Here is a 16511-nt window from a genome sequence, read left to right on the forward strand (position 1 = left end):
ACGGATGAATACAATCGCTAACGTTTCGTATCCGGTTATCAAGGTCGATTCTTCTTTGCTTGTTAAAGGGAAAGAAGACATCGGGCAAGGCGCAAGCCTGATATGCTCTCATAGCTCAGTAGGTAGAGTGCATCCATGGTAAGGATGAGGTCACCGGTTCGATCCCGGTTGAGAGCTCCACTTTTTCTTAAACGGCCCGTTGGTCAAGCGGTTAAGACACCTCCCTTTCACGGAGGTAACGGGGGTTCGATTCCCCCACGGGTCACCATTTATGGAGGCTTAGCTCAGCTGGGAGAGCATCTGCCTTACAAGCAGAGGGTCGGGGGTTCGATCCCCTCAGCCTCCACCATTCCATCTTATCGCTGGGGATTAGCCAAGCGGTAAGGCAACGGACTTTGACTCCGTCATTCCTAGGTTCGAATCCTAGATCCCCAGCCAGCTATAGGAGCCATTAGCTCAGTTGGTAGAGCACCTGACTTTTAATCAGGGTGTCGAAGGTTCGAGTCCTTCATGGCTCACCATTTTTGTATTGCCCATGCGCGTGTGGCGGAATTGGCAGACGCACCAGACTTAGGATCTGGCGGGCAACCGTGGGGGTTCAAGTCCCTCCACGCGCACCAACTTCGAAGCGAAAGGCCCTTAAGATCCAAACGGTCTTAAGGGTTTTTGTTTTCAAACGATGCAGTAAACCACAATCATCGTTTCGGAACGGAAGCAAAGCGGAGCTTCGTGGTAGCTTGATGCGATCCCAGCACGGTTAACGTTGGCCGGCTTCATTGCAACGCGTGAATATGCAGCGGATACCCCGGAGGCGTTGAGGCACGTGAGCCCCATCTACCATGGAATTTTCGGCCGAAAGCAAAAAAACGAAAAAAAGATGTTGCATTTGTCTCAAGAACCTGTTATTATAAATGAGTCGCTGTCGAGACGGTAACGCGGAAACGCCAGCGGATAAACAATAAGCAACCTATGCGGAAATAGCTCAGTGGTAGAGCATCTCGTTGCCAACGAGAAGGTCGCGGGTTCGAATCCCGTTTTCCGCTCCATATGCGCCCTTAGCTCAGCTGGATAGAGCGTTAGACTACGAATCTAAAGGCCGGGAGTTCGAATCTCTCAGGGCGCGCCATTCAGTTAAGCAATTGTTCACGGGACGTAGCTCAGCTTGGTAGAGCACCTGGTTTGGGACCAGGGGGTCGCATGTTCGAATCGTGTCGTCCCGACCATTATTGTCCCATATATGCGGGTGTAGTTCAATGGTAGAACTCCAGCCTTCCAAGCTGGTAGCGTGGGTTCGATTCCCATCACCCGCTCCATATCGCGTACAATCGAAAGTCTTGATTACAAGGCTTTTTTTGTTGTTTATTTGGCACGAACTTGCTGACGGTTGCGGTTCAGCCGGTAGTCGGCGATCGGGACGGTTTTGCGCCGCTGCGTGAGGCGGAGCTTCCGGACGAGAACGATCATTGTCATCAGAAGCAGCGGGATGGACAAGGCTGGAACCGCTGCAGCGAACGGGAGCGACAGGAAGAAGCAGGACAAACCCCAAAATTCGGCGGGACCGATGCGCAAAGCGGCGTTGGCGTCGTTATACTTCTCCGTAAAAATGCCGATGAAAGCCAAGTAAAGCGGCATGGCCGCCAAGAAAGGGACGGAGCTGAACGGCGGGAGAACGAGGAGAAGGAGCAAGCACATCAGCGAATACGAAAGCCGTCTCCCCAAGTGACGGGTTAGACGACGCGTATCCCAGATCAGGATCGCCAAAAGCAGCATCGTAACCGATAGCAAGGCGAACGGTGCCGCAGCGGAGAGGCCGGGAAGCGTCCAGAATGCCGTGAGCGAATCGGCTTGGAGTCGGGAGGCAAAGCGGGTGTATGCTCCCTGGCCGTACGCCAGAACGGCGACGGGGGTTAGCAAAGCGGTGAAGAAAAAAGCATGCCGAACATAAGCGTCCCGGCGCAGCCTTCCGCTTGTCAAGAGAACCAGCAGCGGAACGATAAACAGATGAATCGCGAGCGCCAGCGCGATAGCTGCGCGCTTGGTGTGTCCGCGCTCGCGCAAACGGAACGAAAGTCCAAGAAGAAGCAGGAGCAGCGAATCCAACGTTCCGAGTCGAAAGCTTTCCGCGAAGGGGGCAAACATCGCTCCGAAGATCAGCAGTACGAGACGGGACGAACGGCGCTCGCCTTTGTACAAGATGTCGCTCCAGAGCCATAGTGCCCCTGCGTAAGCCGTTGCGGCCAGGAGACTTTGCCATATGGTGATTTGCCGGGACGGAAGCAAATGGAGCCATGAGAAAGCTGCCGTCAAGGCCGGAGACGGTTCCAATCGATGGGCGAGGGGGTTAGAGATCTCCTGTGCGGCAGGATGCAGCAGAAACGCGAGCGCGGCGGCGAGAAGACCGAGGCCGAGCAAGCAAAATGCTTGAATGCGTTTGCCGCCGTCCGGCTTGGCGATGGCGCGGGAACGATTTTTCGAATGATGAACCTGCAAGCTTCTCATCCCGAATCCCCTCCTTGGGGCGTGAACCGGATTATACCTGCTTCATTATAACAGGTGATTGATACAAATTGTATCATAATTTTAGACGAGGTAAAGTGCCGATGGGATTGGTAATCCGTTCCGTTCGACAACGAATTCGTTTAGGGGGAAGATTTTCGAGGTTATTTGTAGTATGATAAAAAACAGGGCATTTTTCGATCGAAATGCAACATGTGGGGTGAGAGAGTTGACTGAACTGGCCAATACGAGCATTCCGTCTTCGAACCACCTGCTTCGCCGCGACGTTCGTTTTTTGGGCAATATTCTGGGCGAAGTGCTGGTTCATCAAGGCGGCCGGGAGCTTCTGGATCATGTAGAGAAAATTCGCGAGACGAGCAAATCCCTCCGCGCGGACTTCGATCCCAAGCTGTACGACGAATTTCTGAACGCCATCAATCACTTGGCTCCGGACATCCGGCACCAGGTTATTCGCGCGTTCGCGACTTATTTCCAGTTGGTCAATATCGCCGAGCAGAACCACCGGATCCGCCGTAAGCGCGATTACGAGCGGTCGACGGGCGAGGCCGTGCAGCCCGGCTCCATCGAGAGCGCGATTCAAGGGCTGAAGGATAAGAATTTGCCGCTTGAAGAAGTTCAAGAGCTGATCCAAGGCATCTCGCTGGAGCTGGTCATGACTGCCCATCCGACGGAAGCGATGCGCCGCGCCGTGCTGGACATTCATAAGCGGATTGCCGACGAGATGATGGAGCTCGACAACCCCTCGCTCACGTACCGCGAGCGGGAGAAGCTGTGCGATCAGCTTCGCAACGAAGTGCTGACGCTCTGGCAAACGGACGAGCTGCGCAACCGCAAGCCGACCGTTATCGACGAAGTGCGCAACGGAATGTACTTTTTCAACGAAACGCTGTTTGACGTACTGCCGGATGTGTATGACGAGTTGGAGCGCTGCCTGGGCAAATATTATCCGGAACAGAGCTGGCACGTGCCGACGTATTTGCGCTTCGGTTCCTGGATCGGGGGAGACCGTGACGGCAATCCTTCGGTTACGGCCGACGTAACTTGGCGGACGCTGAACATCCAGCGGGGATTGGCGATTTATAAATACGAGACGCTGCTGCGGCAGCTGATGCGCAAGATGAGCTTCAGCACCAGCATCGTGGAAGTGAAGCCCGAACTGATGGAGTCGATCGAACAGGATCGCGCCAACGTGGAACTGAAGTCGGTCGAGCCTTGGACGAACGAGAAGGAACCTTACCGCATCAAGCTGACCTATATGATCCAGAAGCTGCAGAACGTGCGCAGCGAGCTGTTCAAGGGCACGAAGCAAAGCTACAACGACGCTTCGGAATTCGTAGCCGACCTTCTGTTGATCGACCGCAGCCTGCGCCATCATTTTGCGGATTTCGTGGCGGACACGTACCTGAAGAAGCTCATCCGCCAAGCCGAGCTGTTCGGCTTCCATCTGGCCGCGCTGGACGTGCGCCAGCATAGCCAGGAGCACGAGAACGCGATGAAGGAAGTGCTCGCGAAGGCGGGTGTCGTCAGCGACTACGCCGCGCTGTCCGAAGAGGAGAAGATCGAGCTGTTGGGCGGCCTGCTGGAAGATTCGCGCCCGCTGCTGCACGAGAACGCGAACCTGACGGACGGCACGAAGGAAATCCTGAACGTCTACCGGACGATCTTCCGGGCGCAGCAGGAGTTCGGCCGCGAATGCATCCGCACCTACTTGATCAGCATGACCCAAGGCGCCAGCGACATGCTGGAAGTAATGGTGTTCGCGAAAGAAGCCGGTTTGTACCGTCGGACCCGGGACGGCTCGATCGTCAGCACGCTGCAGTCGGTTCCGCTGTTCGAGACGATCGACGACCTGCATGCGGCGCCGGAGATTATGAAGACGCTGTTCGAGCTTCCGATCTACCGCGAGACGCTGGCGTCGATGGGCGATCAGCACGAGATCATGCTCGGCTATTCGGACAGCAACAAGGATGGCGGCATGGTGACGGCCAACTGGGAACTGCGCGTCGCCATGAACAAGCTGACGGGTATCGCCAAAGAATACGGCGTTCGCCTGAAATTCTTCCACGGGCGCGGGGGAGCGCTGGGACGCGGCGGCATGCCGCTGAACCGCAGCATTCTGGCCCAGCCGCCGCATACGATCGGCGGAGGCATCAAGATTACGGAGCAGGGCGAAGTGCTGACGTCCCGCTATTCGATGCAGGGTATCGCGTACCGGAGCCTGGAGCAGGCGACGAGCGCCCTCGTCAAAGCCGCTTACATGTCGCGACATCCCGAAGAAGGACACGCGGATTCGGAAGCGGATTGGGAACGGATCATGCCCGGCATTTCCGAGACGGCTCTCACGAAGTATCAGGATCTTATTTTCCGCGATCCGGGCTTCCTGACGTTCTTCAAGGAGTCGACTCCGCTGTCGGAAGTAGGGGAACTCAACATCGGCTCCCGTCCTTCGAAGCGCAAGAACAGCGAACGGTTCGAAGACTTGCGGGCCATTCCGTGGGTGTTCTCCTGGACGCAGAGCCGGTACTTGCTGCCGGCATGGTACGCGGCGGGGACGGCGTTCGACCGTTATATCGGCGGCGACAACGCGAAGCTGGAGACGCTGCGCGGAATGTATCGCGATTATTCGTTCTTCCGCTCGCTGATCGACAATCTGCAGATGGCTTTGGCCAAATCGGATTTGATCATCGCCCGCAAGTACTCTGACATGATCAAGGACGAGGAGATTCGCAAGCGGATCTTCGCGCTGATCGAAGAAGAGTTCGAGCTGACGAAGAAAACGATTCTGGCGATCACGGGTCAAGACGACATTCTGGACAACGTTCCGGTCATCCAGGAATCGATTCGCCTGCGCAACCCGTATGTCGATCCTCTGAGCTATCTGCAGGTCCAGCTGCTGACCGAACTTCGGGCGAAGCGTTCGGCCGGCGAGGACGATCCGGAGCTGCTGCGCGAGGTACTTCTGACGATCAACGGAGTTGCGGCGGGGATGCGGAATACCGGCTGATCGGACGGCAGAGGCTTTGCCTATACGAAGTCCGAGCGAAGGGGTGCCCGGGGCTGGATAAGCCCGAGAGGGCGCCCTTCTTGCTTTTTGGCCGATCGTCGATTACCATTTTACTAGGAGAATGCGTTTCGTTATCGGAGGATGGACGGTGAAGCCAATAGAGACGCGGCTCGCGAGGTTGGCCCGGAAGGGAGACCAGCGGGCGTTCGCGGAGATCGTGGATTTGTACAAGGACAAGCTGTACCATTTGGCTTACCGGATGATGAACAACCGTCAGGAGGCGGAAGACGTCGTTCAGGAGAGCTTCCTTCGGGTGTACAAACATCTGGACCGGTACGACGAGAACCAGAAGTTCTCCACTTGGATTTACCGAATCGCGACGAATCTGTGCATCGATCGGCTGCGCAAGCGGCGTCCGGTCTACTCGCTCGACGCGGAGACCGACCATGAAGGGTTGGACGGATATGCGATGCTGCCGAGCGACGAACGGACGCCGGAGAGCGAAGTGATCCTGTCGGAGACGCAGCGCCTCATTCGCGACGCGATCGAGACGCTGCCGGTCAAGTACAAGTCCGTCATGATTTTGCGCTACTTGCAGGACTTGTCGCTGCAAGAGATTTCGGATGTGCTGGACTTGCCGGTGACGACCATCAAGACCCGGGTGCATCGGGGACGCGAATTTATGCGGAAGAAATTGGAGAACAAGCTTTGACGAAATAAGGGCACATCGCTTGAAACCGCAACGATTCCGCAGCGTACATTATAGAAGCAATCGCTACGGAGTATGAGCTCCGATGCAGAAGGGGATGGCATTAAACATGGAATGCAAAGCCGCCATCGCATATATGCACGATTATCTGGATCGCGAGCTTCCCCGGGAGCAGACGCTGGAGCTGCAGAAGCACCTGGCTTCCTGCGCCGAATGCCGGACCAGGCTGGAAGCGCTGGAGAAGACCGATGCGCTCATGCGAACCTTGGCCTCGGAGAAGACGCCGGACGATCTGACATACCGAATTATGAAGTCGCTGCCGAAGTCGCGGAATCCTCGCGCATGGACAACTTGGGTGAGAAGGCATCCGGCGATGTCCGCGGCTGCAATGTTCATTGTCGTCATGGTGTCCAGCTTCGTCGCCATGTGGAACCAGAACCAGCAGCTTACCGTTCGAGGCGATCTGGATCACGTGGTCATTCAAGGCCATACTGTCATCGTGCCGGCCGGGCAGCAGGTAGCCGGCGATCTTACGGTCGAGAACGGCGTCGCGCAGGTAATGGGCGACGTTCAGGGGAACTTGACGGTGATCGACGGCAACGTAACGCTGGCATCCACCGCGCATATCGCGGGCAAGGTCAAGACGATCGATCGCGCCGTCGACTGGGCTTGGTATAAGGTTACTTCTTGGTTCGACACGATCGCTTACGGATCCTGAAGCGAATGGGGCCCAATTTCGCGAGGGGGCGGCCTCCCTGGGACTTTGGGAGGTTTTTTTTCCTTTCGAGAGGATTTCGAAGCGGGAGTAGAGAACTGAATAAAGATGTAAACTAAGCGCAATCTGACAAGAATCGGGAAAACCCGGTCGAGACGCCAAACAGGGGGTGCGTCTTGGAAGGTTACTTTCAATCGTTGACATGGCAAAGCGCCATCAAAGATATCGCCGACATCTCGATCGTCAGCTACATCATTTATAAGCTGTTCCAGCTTGTCCAAGGGACTCGCGCTGTCCAGCTTCTTAAAGGAATCTTTTTGATTATCGTCACATGGGCGCTCGCTACGTGGCTGAACCTGTACACGCTCAAGTGGCTGATGAATCAGATGTTCTCTTGGGGAATCGTGACGGTCGTGATCATCTTCCAGCCGGAGCTTCGTCGGGCGCTGGAGCAGCTAGGCAGAGGCAAGCTGTTCAGCCGAACGGCTGCCGAACAGGATATCAGCCAGACGATAGGCGAGCTCATTAAGGCTGTTAACTACTTGTCCCGGCGCAAGATCGGCGCACTGATCGTATTCGAGCGCAAGACCGGGATCAACGATTATATTGAGTCCGGCATCAAGATGGAGTCTCGGATCAGCTCGGAGCTGCTGATCAATATTTTTATCCCGAACACGCCGCTTCACGACGGAGCGGTCATCGTCCGGGAGACGCATATCATGGCCGCGGGCTGTTATTTGCCGCTGTCCGAAAACCCGTTTATCAGCAAAGAGCTGGGAACGCGGCATCGCGCGGCGATCGGCGTCAGCGAGGTGTGCGACGCGATCTCCGTCGTCGTCTCCGAGGAGACGGGACAAGTCTCTCTGGCGATGAACGGGCAGATCGTCCGCGACATCAAGGAAGAGTCTTTGATCTCCAAGCTGTTCGAGGAGCTGCGTCCGAACCAGAGGGCAAAAGGAAGAGATTGGGCGTTCTGGAAGCGGAAAGAAGGTGACGGCCATGGATAAATGGCTCAGCCATCCGACGGTTATGAAGCTGGTCGCGCTGACGCTGGGCATCATCCTCTGGGCGGTCGTCCACTTCGACGATACCCAGCCCGCGGCTTCCGTCACTTCCTCGCTGGAGACGAAGACGTTTAGCGCCGTTAAAGTCGAGACGTACGGATTGAACGAACGCAATTACGTTCTGAAGAACGCGGCCCCGCAGTCGGTCAAGCTGACGGTTCGCGGAACCCGTTCCGACCTGCTCAAGGCCAGTACGGAGGATTACCGTCTGCGGGTCGACTTAAGCACCGTGACGGAAGGCCAGCATACGCTGAAAGTGCAGGCGGAGCTGCCGCGCGGCGTCGATCTGGTATCGATGACGCCGGATACGATCTCGGTGAACGTGGAAGAGCTTCAGACGAAGGAATTCGAAGTGGCGGTGACGACCAAAGGAACGCCGGCTCAGGGATATAAAGCGGGAATCCCGATCCTGCGGCCGACGAACCGCGTTCATGTCACCCTGCCTTCGAGCGAACTGGCCAAGGTCGAATCGGTCGGCGCCAACATCTCGGTCGAAGGCGAGAGCAAAACGATCAAGAGCAAGAGCGTCAAACTGGCGGCATACGATGCCGACGGCAAGCCGATCCAAGGAGCGGTGCTGGATCCGGCGGTGCTGGAAGTCGAGGTTCCGATCACGAACCCTTACAAGACGGTTCCGCTCCAGTTCAAGCTGATCGGCCAGATGCCGGCCGGGCTGAGCATCGCCTCGTTCAAGCCGGAGACCGAGCAGCTTACGATTTACGGTCCGCAGGACGTGCTGGACAAGATTGAGTTCGCCGAGGCGGACGTGGACCTCGGCACGCTGACCAAATCGGGGAAAGCGACCGTGCCGATTAAGCAGATCGACTCCATTACGGAGTATTCTCCGACGGAAGTGGCGGTGAACGTCGAAGTCGTGCTGTCCCAGACCCGTACGATCCAAGGTCTTCCCGTCACGATCGAGGGGCTGGCGGACGGGCTGCACGCGAAGATAACCGATCCGGCGTCGGAGAAAGTGGACATTGTCATGCAGGGCGCGCCGGCGGTGCTCGATACGCTCCAACCGGGCGACGTGGACGTCGTGGCGGATCTGAGCGGGCGAGGTCCGGGCGTTTACACGGTTCCGATCGTGGTCAATTCGCCGCGGTTCGTCGACCAAGCGGGCGGCAATACGACGATCACCGTGGAAATCTCCGCGGACGTGCCGGCAAACGGCACTCCGACCGACGGGAGCGGTCAAACGGACATCGTGCAGGGCGACACGTCCGCGTCCGGAAGCGCCGATACCAAGACGGGAAGCGAGAACGGCGGGACCGTAACGGACCCCGGAACGGATTCCGATCCGAAGACGGATTCGAATTCGGGTTCGAATTCCGGTGCGAACGCCGGCTCGGGTTCCGCATCGAACGATAATGCCCCATCGGGCAGCGAACAACCTCCGCCGTCGGAGTAATCCGATACGACGGAGGGAGAGTATGCAGTTGAAGGAGCAGTCTATACAATGGGAAAATATTTCGGAACCGATGGCGTCAGAGGGATCGCGAATCGAGAGTTGACGCCGGAGTTGGCCTATCGAGTCGGCCGCTGCGGCGGTGTCGTGCTGGCAGGCCGCGCGGAGCGGCCGAAGGTTGTCATCGGCATGGACACGAGAATTTCCGGTCCCTTGCTGGAGAGTGCGCTGATCGCGGGCCTCTTGTCGATCGGCGCGGACGTCGTCCGGCTGGGCGTCGTCACGACGCCGGCCGTAGCGTATTTGACCCGGGAGCTGAAGGCGGATGCCGGAGTCATGATCTCGGCTTCGCACAATCCGGTGGACGATAACGGCATTAAGTTTTTTGGCGGCGACGGCTTTAAGCTGCTGGACGAGACGGAAGCGGAGATCGAGCGGCTGATGGACGCCGAGACGGATGAGCTTCCTCGTCCGACGGGCGGAGCGATCGGGACGGTGACGACCGATTCGGAAGCGAAGCATCGTTATGTGGAGTTCCTGAAGACGACGGTGAAGCATCCGCTGGCGGGAATGAAGGTCGTGCTCGACTGCGCGCACGGCGCCGCGTACGAGCTGGCTCCGGCCGTATTCCGCGAGCTTGGGGCGGAAGTCATCGCACTCGGGGCGGAACCGAACGGGTTGAACATCAACGACGGCGTCGGCTCCACGCATCCGGAGATGCTGGCCCGGAAGGTCGTCGAGCTTGGCGCGGATCTGGGGCTGGCCTTCGACGGCGACGCGGATCGGCTGATCGCCATTGACGAGAACGGCGACGAGGTCGACGGCGATTATGTCCTGTGTATCTGCGGAGACGCGATGAAGCGGGACGGCCGTCTGAACCAAGATACCGTCGTAACGACGGTTATGAGCAACATCGGCTTTTTCAAGGCGGCGGAAAAGATCGGGCTGAAGACGGCGCGGACCGCCGTAGGGGACCGGTACGTCATGGAAGAGATGGTTCGGGGCGGCTACAACCTGGGCGGGGAACAGTCGGGACACGTTATTTTCCTCGATTATAATACGACCGGAGACGGCATTTTGACCGCCCTGCAGCTTGCGGACACGCTGAAGGATTCCGGGCGAAAGCTTAGCGAACTGAAGACGCTGATGCGCAAATATCCGCAAGTGCTCGTCAACGTGCGGGTTGCGGACAAATCCCGCTATCCCGGCAATCCTGCGATCGCGGAAGCGGTCGCCACGGCGGAGAATGCGCTCGGAGACAACGGACGGGTTCTGGTGCGGCCGTCGGGCACGGAAGCGCTCATCCGCGTTATGGCGGAAGGACCGGACCGTTTCGAGATCGAAAAGCATGTGGAGACGATCGCGGACGTCATTCGCAAGGAATTGGTCTAATTTAATCGTAAGCCTCCGACATCGAATGGTCGGAGGTTTTGTCATTTCCTCGGAAATAACCGCATCCGCGGTTGCAACAGGTCGTGAAAACGAATATGATAGGAGATAATTCAAAAGAGGAGAGGCAGGGCAGCGTAAACGGAAGCCACATAAGCGCCAGAACTTGGCGGCCATTCGTTGGCGGGATCGGACGTTAAAGGACCGAGCGATCGGGGAACCGGAACGGGTAAAAGGGTTCCAGGACGCTCACCTTGCAGACGACGGCGATCACGGCTTGAACTGGAGTCAAGTTGACGAGGTGGAGGTGTTCGGATTGTTCGGCGGGGACCTCCCGGCCCGCATCGGGGCCGACAGCCGGAAGACAAATCGCTCAGGGCGACCGGGCGGACAATATTCCGGTACGATGAATAGCCCGAAAGGAATCGGAATGCGCATCGTAGCATTGCGTCACTTTCGGGGGAGAAATTATACAGTCCTATGGGCCGAGCGAGGCCGCATGCGGACTGGTTGAATATGGTCAATCGCCAGCTGCGGCTTGGCTTCGGACTCCATGGACTCATTTACGAATCCGAAGCGGAGGTCTATTTAAATATGTGCGGTATCGTTGGATATATTGGAAATCGGCAGTCTCAGTCCATTTTGCTCGAAGGACTGAAAAAGTTGGAATATCGCGGGTACGACTCGGCAGGTATCGCGGTTTTTACCGATCAAGGGTTGGAGATTACGAAGACGGTCGGACGGCTGGCCAATCTGGAAGGACGGCTGACGAGCGAGCCGCTGCGCGGAACGGTCGGGATCGGGCACACGCGCTGGGCGACGCACGGCAAGCCGTCGGATGTGAACTCTCATCCGCATACGGACAACTCGCTTAAGTTTTCGGTCGTCCATAACGGCATTATCGAGAATTATCTGGAACTGAAGGAAGAGCTGATGCATCAGGGCCACCGGTTCGTGTCGGAGACGGATACGGAGGTCATCTCGCACCTGATTGCGGGACTGTACGAAGGGGATATCGTCAAGGCCGTTCAGAAGGCCGTACGCAAGATGCGCGGAGCGTTCGCGCTCGGCGTGCTGACGGAACATGAGCCGGACCGTCTGGTGGCGGTTCGCTATGCCAGCCCGCTCATCATCGGCATCGGCAACGGGGAGAAGTTCATCGCTTCGGACATCCCGGCGATTCTGGAGCATACGCGCGACATCTACATCCTGAACGACGGAGAGATGGCGGTGCTGACGCGGGACGGCGTCGAATTGATGACGATCGAAGGGAACTTCATTTCGAAGGATGTATTCCACGTCGATTGGGATTTGATGACGGCGGAAAAAGGCGGCTACGATCACTTCATGCTCAAAGAAATCTACGAGCAGCCGAAGGCGTACCGCGACACGATGCGCGGCCGAGTGAGCGAGGACGGAAAGTCCGTCACGCTGAGCGAGCTGTCCATGACGCCGGAACAGATTCGAGCCTTCCGCCGCGTTCATATCGTCGCTTGCGGAACCGCGATGCACGCCGGCATGGTCGGCAAAACGATCATCGAGCAGCTTGCCCGCCTTCCGGTCGAGACCGACGTCGCTTCGGAGTACCGTTATCGCTCGCCGATCATTACGCCGGATACGCTCGTCATCGTCGTCAGCCAGTCCGGCGAGACGGCCGACACGCTGGCCGCCTTGCGCGAAGCGAAGCGCTGCGGCGCCCGGGTTCTGGCGATCACCAACGTGGTCGGCAGCTCGGTAGCCCGCGAGGCGGACGACACGATCGTCACGCTGGCCGGTCCCGAGATCGCCGTTGCTTCGACGAAGGCGTATACCTCGCAGCTTATTGCTTTTTACTTGTTCGGGCTGTATCTGGCCCAGACGCTGGGTACGCGGGACGAAGCGTTCGTGGCCAACATGCTGGCGGCCATGCAGGCGCTGCCGGAGCAGGTCGAGAGGATTCTGGCCCAGGCGGAGACGATCAAGGAGATCGCCGATGCCATCGCGCACAATCGCAGCCTGTTCTTCATCGGGCGCGGCGTGGACTATGCCGTGGCGCTGGAAGGATCGCTCAAGCTGAAGGAGATCTCGTACATCCATTCCGAAGCGTATGCGGCCGGCGAGCTGAAGCACGGAACGCTGGCGCTGATCGAGGAAGGCGTGCCGGTCATCGCCTTGCTGACGCAGGAAGAGCTGTTCGAGAAAACGATTAGCAACATTAAAGAAACGAAAGCACGCGGAGCGAACGTGCTCGGCATCTACAACGAAGGCCAGGAAGCCGAAGTCGCCAAGTCGGTCGACAGCCAGTTCGCCATCCCGCGCACGCTCCCGCTGCTGACGCCGGCCCTGTCCGTCGTGCCGCTTCAACTGCTTTCCTATTACGCCTCGCTGGCGCTGGGCCACGACGTGGATAAACCGCGGAATCTGGCGAAGAGCGTGACGGTGGAGTAAAGGCGGACGGGTGAACCGAGCGAATGAATGTAACTAAAAGATAAATACTGTAACTAATCCATTAGGTTGTTCTGATATTCAGAACAACCTTTTTTATTTTGATTGGTCACTGAGATTGTAGTAAATAAATTTATTGAGCGGCGGTGTTCATGTCTAATAATGCGGCGTAAATGGCTTTTTAAAGGCCTCAGCCAGAAGAGATCGGCTGGCTTTGTTCAACTAAACCGGGCAGGCTCCATTGGAGCGGCAACTGGCTGCTTAGTAAAATAAAGTGTTTTGATCCCTGTCTCAGAAATGGGGGTCAGTCCCGTGAAACTCATGCAGCTGCTATTAGTACAAAACATTAGCTGATTCTGAAGTAAACGGTATTAACTCGTTCCATCGGCCATCGCGAAGCTTGACTGCCCAAGCGGGATCAGCGAGCAAGGGTCTCCCTACGGATACCAAATCAAATTCCTCCTGGGCCAGTCTCTCCATCAGTTTGTCGATGCTGGAGATCTCTGCCCCTGAGCCTTTTCCTCCACCTAAGTAAGTCATGACGTCACTATCCAGCCCAACCGAGCCAACCGTTATGGTAGGTTTGCCAGTCAGCTTCTTGACCCAACCTGCCAGATTCAGATCAGAACCGTCAAATTCGGGCTCCCAGAAGCGGCGGGTGGAGCAGTGGAATACGTCCACACCGGCTCTAACCAGCGGGGTGAGAAATTGAGCGAGTTGCTCGGGCGTCTCAGCCAGCTTGGCCGTAAAATCGGATGTTTTCCATTGCGACAGTCTCAGCACGATCGGAAAATCCGGTCCGACGGCCCGGCGGCAAGCCTCAATTAACTCTACAGCAAACTGTGTCCGCGCTACGATATCGCCGCCATAACGGTCAGTGCGCTGATTCGTTTTTTTCCAGAAAAATTGATCGAGCAGGAATCCATGTGCTCCTTGGATTTCAATACCGTCAAAACCGAGCCGTTGGGCATCGGCTGCCGCCTGCGCGAACGCTTCGATCATTTTCGTAATCTCCGCTTCCGTAAGCTCTGTCACGTTACGGTTTGGATCTGTGCTGCCCGCATGGAATAATTGCGGAATAATCTTACCTTGCGCTGCATGAACTTCTTCCACAACTTTTGACCACCCAAGCAGTGCTTTTTCCCCATAAAAGTGCGGCAAATTGACGCCAGGTTGCTGATGAGCATCCGGATGGTTCACAACCGTTCCCTCCGTCACAATAAGACCTACACCATTCTCGGCCCTGCGCCGATAATAGGCAGCGACATCCGAACCTGGAACGCCCTCAGGGGAAAAAGCGCGTGTCATCGGAGCCATCACGATGCGGCTTTGCAGTGTCATATTTCCTACGACAACAGGTTTAAACAATTCCTGAACTGATTGAGTTGTATTCATGATTCCCTCCAACAATGTGGTATTTTGTGAAATCTTTTTCATATCGCTGTGTCCTATTTCAATTGGAGCTCATTAAGGGGGGCGATGATGTACAGCACAATTGCCATGATTCAAACTTCCCTTCTGTAATTAAAATAATTAACTTCCTGGACCAATCATATAATACATACTTAATTATCGTAAGTAGAAACAATAATGTGGTATAGTATCAAAAAAGGTACTAACCGAGATGGATTTCGGGAGGAACGATAGTACAAAAAACCGCCCAGTCTCACGGGGCGGCTTTAATGTGGTCATTATCAACAATCTAAAGAAATGGGCGCAAGTAATTTATTACTCCGCTTTTACTAACATATCCCTTTTGTTTGCATTCTCCTGGTTGTACCTCAACCCCCAGTCTCTCATGAGATCAATGATTGGTTCTAAGGTACGACCGAACTCCGTTAACGAATATTCAACCCTTGGCGGAACCTCTTTATAAACCTCCCTGTGTACTACCCCGCCATCTTCTAATTCACGAAGCTGAAGGGTCAACATTCGCTGTGTGATATCCGGCATTAACCTGCGAAATTCATTAAAGCGCCTTGTCCCCGATAGTAAATGATATAAAATAATGCCCTTCCATTTGCCTCCAATCACTTCTAATGTGGTTTCTACCGGACATCCGCGGGGGTCGGGACAAGATGGATACTCCGTATTGATGCTTTTCATTTATATGCCTCCATTTAGTATAAGAAAGTACACTATACAACAAAATTGTGCGTACTTACACAAAGTAACTAACCGCATTATTATAGCAGAAGTCCGAACATAACGGTAACCAACACCCCTTTTTATACCGTTAAACAACTCTAAAAAACTAGACGAGAGGATGAAATGCACTATGGAAACAATGAAGGCTGTTGGCTTGCATCGTTATTTGCCTATTGAAAACCCAGAGCTGGCCTAGAGTCATTGGTAAAATTGCCATTGAAAATTGTTAATGCAATCAAAAACGATATCAGAAATTCCAAACCCTACTAAAAGGAAGTGCATATCGTGAACCTGATTCAACTATCGGAACATGTATATAAATGCGAATCTGTAGTCACTGAACCTATCCGCATCCCCGTTAATACTTGGTTAATTAAAGACCAAGATGATGTTTATATCATCGATACAGGTCTAGAAGGATTAGTAGATGCTCAAATGAGGGCAGCCACGGCTATTGGTACTCCCAAAGCAATTTTCCTTACTCATGGCCACAGCGATCATATTCAAGGTGCTGCGAAGTGGTTAGAGAAGTTTAACATTCCTATTTATGCCCATCAGAAAGAACTTATTTATATCAATGGAGAAGCACCCTATCCGAACTTCAATACCCTTGAAAATACAGGGGTAGCCAATAGGGTTCTGCCATTAACGGAGCAAACAATTGCCCACCTGCCTATCCAGTACTATCTAACACCTGGGCACTCTCCTGGGCATGTCATCTATCATCATGCAACGGACAATGTACTTTTAACAGGAGATCTCTTCATTACAAGTAAGGAGGAATTACATCCACCCATTAGAAGTTTTAGCATTGACGTCAACGAGAACATCGATAGCGCCGCAATTATTGATGAAATTAAACCCACACTACTCAGCTCTTCGCATGGACAAGAACTTCTGTACAATGATGAATTGTATACAAATCATGTGATACGTTATCGAGATTGAAAGTCTATTCAGCGATGGCGATTCTAAAAAAGTGTGTATGCTTCCAAAGAAAAGGCCATTTCAATTCAATGGCAAGCGGATATACTGGAAGCAGATGCGAAAGGAAAAAACGGCTAGGAGTATCTAATACGAAGAGCAGCTGCATTAGTGCGGGTGCTCTTCGTTTGTTGGGAGCGTGGCACTGG

General features: G+C 55.2%; 11 protein-coding genes and 10 tRNA genes. 18 read left to right on the forward strand and 3 right to left on the reverse strand.

Going from position 1 to position 16511, the window contains the following annotated elements:
• The first annotated feature begins 104 nt into the window (after nt 1-104).
• The 10 genes from H7C18_RS02580 to H7C18_RS02625 all read left to right on the forward strand — a co-directional run bounded on the left by H7C18_RS02580 (nt 105) and on the right by H7C18_RS02625 (nt 1313).
• Nucleotides 105-180, forward strand: a tRNA-Thr gene (locus H7C18_RS02580).
• A 13-nt stretch (nt 181-193) separates the two neighbouring features.
• Nucleotides 194-268: transfer RNA gene (locus tag H7C18_RS02585), tRNA-Glu, on the forward strand.
• A 5-nt stretch (nt 269-273) separates the two neighbouring features.
• Nucleotides 274-349: transfer RNA gene (locus tag H7C18_RS02590), tRNA-Val, on the forward strand.
• 14 nt (nt 350-363) lie between these two features.
• Nucleotides 364-438: transfer RNA gene (locus tag H7C18_RS02595), tRNA-Gln, on the forward strand.
• A 7-nt stretch (nt 439-445) separates the two neighbouring features.
• Nucleotides 446-521: transfer RNA gene (locus tag H7C18_RS02600), tRNA-Lys, on the forward strand.
• 16 nt (nt 522-537) lie between these two features.
• Nucleotides 538-620: transfer RNA gene (locus tag H7C18_RS02605), tRNA-Leu, on the forward strand.
• Nucleotides 621-971: 351 nt separating this feature from the next.
• A tRNA-Gly gene (locus H7C18_RS02610) sits at nt 972-1046 on the forward strand.
• A 3-nt stretch (nt 1047-1049) separates the two neighbouring features.
• Nucleotides 1050-1126: transfer RNA gene (locus H7C18_RS02615), tRNA-Arg, on the forward strand.
• Nucleotides 1127-1146: 20 nt separating this feature from the next.
• Nucleotides 1147-1223, forward strand: a tRNA-Pro gene (locus H7C18_RS02620).
• A gap of 16 nt (nt 1224-1239) precedes the next feature.
• Nucleotides 1240-1313, forward strand: a tRNA-Gly gene (locus tag H7C18_RS02625).
• A 46-nt stretch (nt 1314-1359) separates the two neighbouring features.
• On the opposite strand, the gene H7C18_RS02630 is transcribed toward H7C18_RS02625, so the two are convergent.
• Nucleotides 1360-2499, reverse strand: a complete 1140-nt coding sequence (locus tag H7C18_RS02630) for a glycosyltransferase 87 family protein (protein ID WP_185127458.1) — start codon at nt 2497-2499, stop codon at nt 1360-1362.
• Between the two features lie 226 nt (nt 2500-2725).
• Here H7C18_RS02630 and ppc point away from each other — a divergent pair, with 226 nt between their 5' ends.
• From ppc to glmS, 7 genes are all read left to right on the forward strand, one after another.
• A complete protein-coding gene (gene ppc / locus H7C18_RS02635) occupies nt 2726-5521 on the forward strand; it encodes a phosphoenolpyruvate carboxylase (protein WP_238357426.1) in 2796 nt (931 codons plus the stop codon).
• A gap of 157 nt (nt 5522-5678) precedes the next feature.
• Nucleotides 5679-6233 (forward strand): RNA polymerase sigma factor SigW, encoded by a 555-nt coding sequence (gene sigW / locus H7C18_RS02640; RefSeq protein ID WP_420481832.1) that lies wholly within the window; start codon nt 5679-5681, stop codon nt 6231-6233.
• Nucleotides 6234-6339: 106 nt separating this feature from the next.
• Nucleotides 6340-6948, forward strand: coding sequence for a zf-HC2 domain-containing protein (locus tag H7C18_RS02645; protein ID WP_185127461.1), 609 nt, complete (start codon nt 6340-6342; stop codon nt 6946-6948).
• 173 nt (nt 6949-7121) lie between these two features.
• Nucleotides 7122-7952, forward strand: a complete 831-nt coding sequence (cdaA, locus tag H7C18_RS02650) for a diadenylate cyclase CdaA (RefSeq protein WP_185127462.1) — start codon at nt 7122-7124, stop codon at nt 7950-7952.
• Complete coding sequence (locus H7C18_RS02655; RefSeq protein WP_185127463.1) at nt 7945-9420, forward strand: CdaR family protein; 1476 nt, start codon at nt 7945-7947, stop codon at nt 9418-9420. Before cdaA ends, H7C18_RS02655 begins: the two co-directional genes overlap by 8 nt.
• 48 nt (nt 9421-9468) lie before the next feature.
• Nucleotides 9469-10809: a phosphoglucosamine mutase gene (glmM, locus tag H7C18_RS02660; protein WP_185127464.1), complete on the forward strand. Its 1341-nt coding sequence runs from the start codon at nt 9469-9471 to the stop codon at nt 10807-10809.
• Between the two features lie 591 nt (nt 10810-11400).
• Nucleotides 11401-13233: a glutamine--fructose-6-phosphate transaminase (isomerizing) gene (gene glmS / locus H7C18_RS02665; protein WP_185127465.1), complete on the forward strand. Its 1833-nt coding sequence runs from the start codon at nt 11401-11403 to the stop codon at nt 13231-13233.
• 330 nt (nt 13234-13563) lie between these two features.
• On the opposite strand, the gene H7C18_RS02670 is transcribed toward glmS, so the two are convergent.
• Both H7C18_RS02670 and H7C18_RS02675 read right to left on the reverse strand, forming a co-directional pair.
• On the reverse strand, nt 13564-14625 hold the full coding sequence (locus H7C18_RS02670; protein ID WP_185127668.1) for an NADH:flavin oxidoreductase: 1062 nt from the start codon (nt 14623-14625) through the stop codon (nt 13564-13566).
• Between the two features lie 333 nt (nt 14626-14958).
• Nucleotides 14959-15336 (reverse strand): winged helix-turn-helix transcriptional regulator, encoded by a 378-nt coding sequence (locus H7C18_RS02675; protein ID WP_185127466.1) that lies wholly within the window; start codon nt 15334-15336, stop codon nt 14959-14961.
• 327 nt (nt 15337-15663) lie between these two features.
• Here H7C18_RS02675 and H7C18_RS02680 point away from each other — a divergent pair, with 327 nt between their 5' ends.
• On the forward strand, nt 15664-16326 hold the full coding sequence (locus H7C18_RS02680; protein ID WP_185127467.1) for an MBL fold metallo-hydrolase: 663 nt from the start codon (nt 15664-15666) through the stop codon (nt 16324-16326).
• Nucleotides 16327-16511 lie beyond the last annotated feature (185 nt).

It is taken from the genome of Cohnella zeiphila (genome assembly GCF_014212055.1).
GTDB lineage: Bacteria > Bacillota > Bacilli > Paenibacillales > Paenibacillaceae > Cohnella > Cohnella zeiphila.

Excerpts from the sequence above, each read along its gene's own strand:
- H7C18_RS02630 (WP_185127458.1), bottom strand. The coding sequence starts at position 2,499 with ATGAGAAGCTTGCAGGTTCATCATTCGAAAAATCGTTCCCGCGCCATC.
- H7C18_RS02645 (WP_185127461.1), top strand. The coding sequence starts at position 6,340 with ATGGAATGCAAAGCCGCCATCGCATATATGCACGATTATCTGGATCGC.
- H7C18_RS02655 (WP_185127463.1), top strand. The coding sequence starts at position 7,945 with ATGGATAAATGGCTCAGCCATCCGACGGTTATGAAGCTGGTCGCGCTG.
- glmM (WP_185127464.1), top strand. The coding sequence starts at position 9,469 with ATGGGAAAATATTTCGGAACCGATGGCGTCAGAGGGATCGCGAATCGA.
- glmS (WP_185127465.1), top strand. The coding sequence starts at position 11,401 with ATGTGCGGTATCGTTGGATATATTGGAAATCGGCAGTCTCAGTCCATT.
- H7C18_RS02670 (WP_185127668.1), bottom strand. The coding sequence starts at position 14,625 with ATGAATACAACTCAATCAGTTCAGGAATTGTTTAAACCTGTTGTCGTA.
- H7C18_RS02675 (WP_185127466.1), bottom strand. The coding sequence starts at position 15,336 with ATGAAAAGCATCAATACGGAGTATCCATCTTGTCCCGACCCCCGCGGA.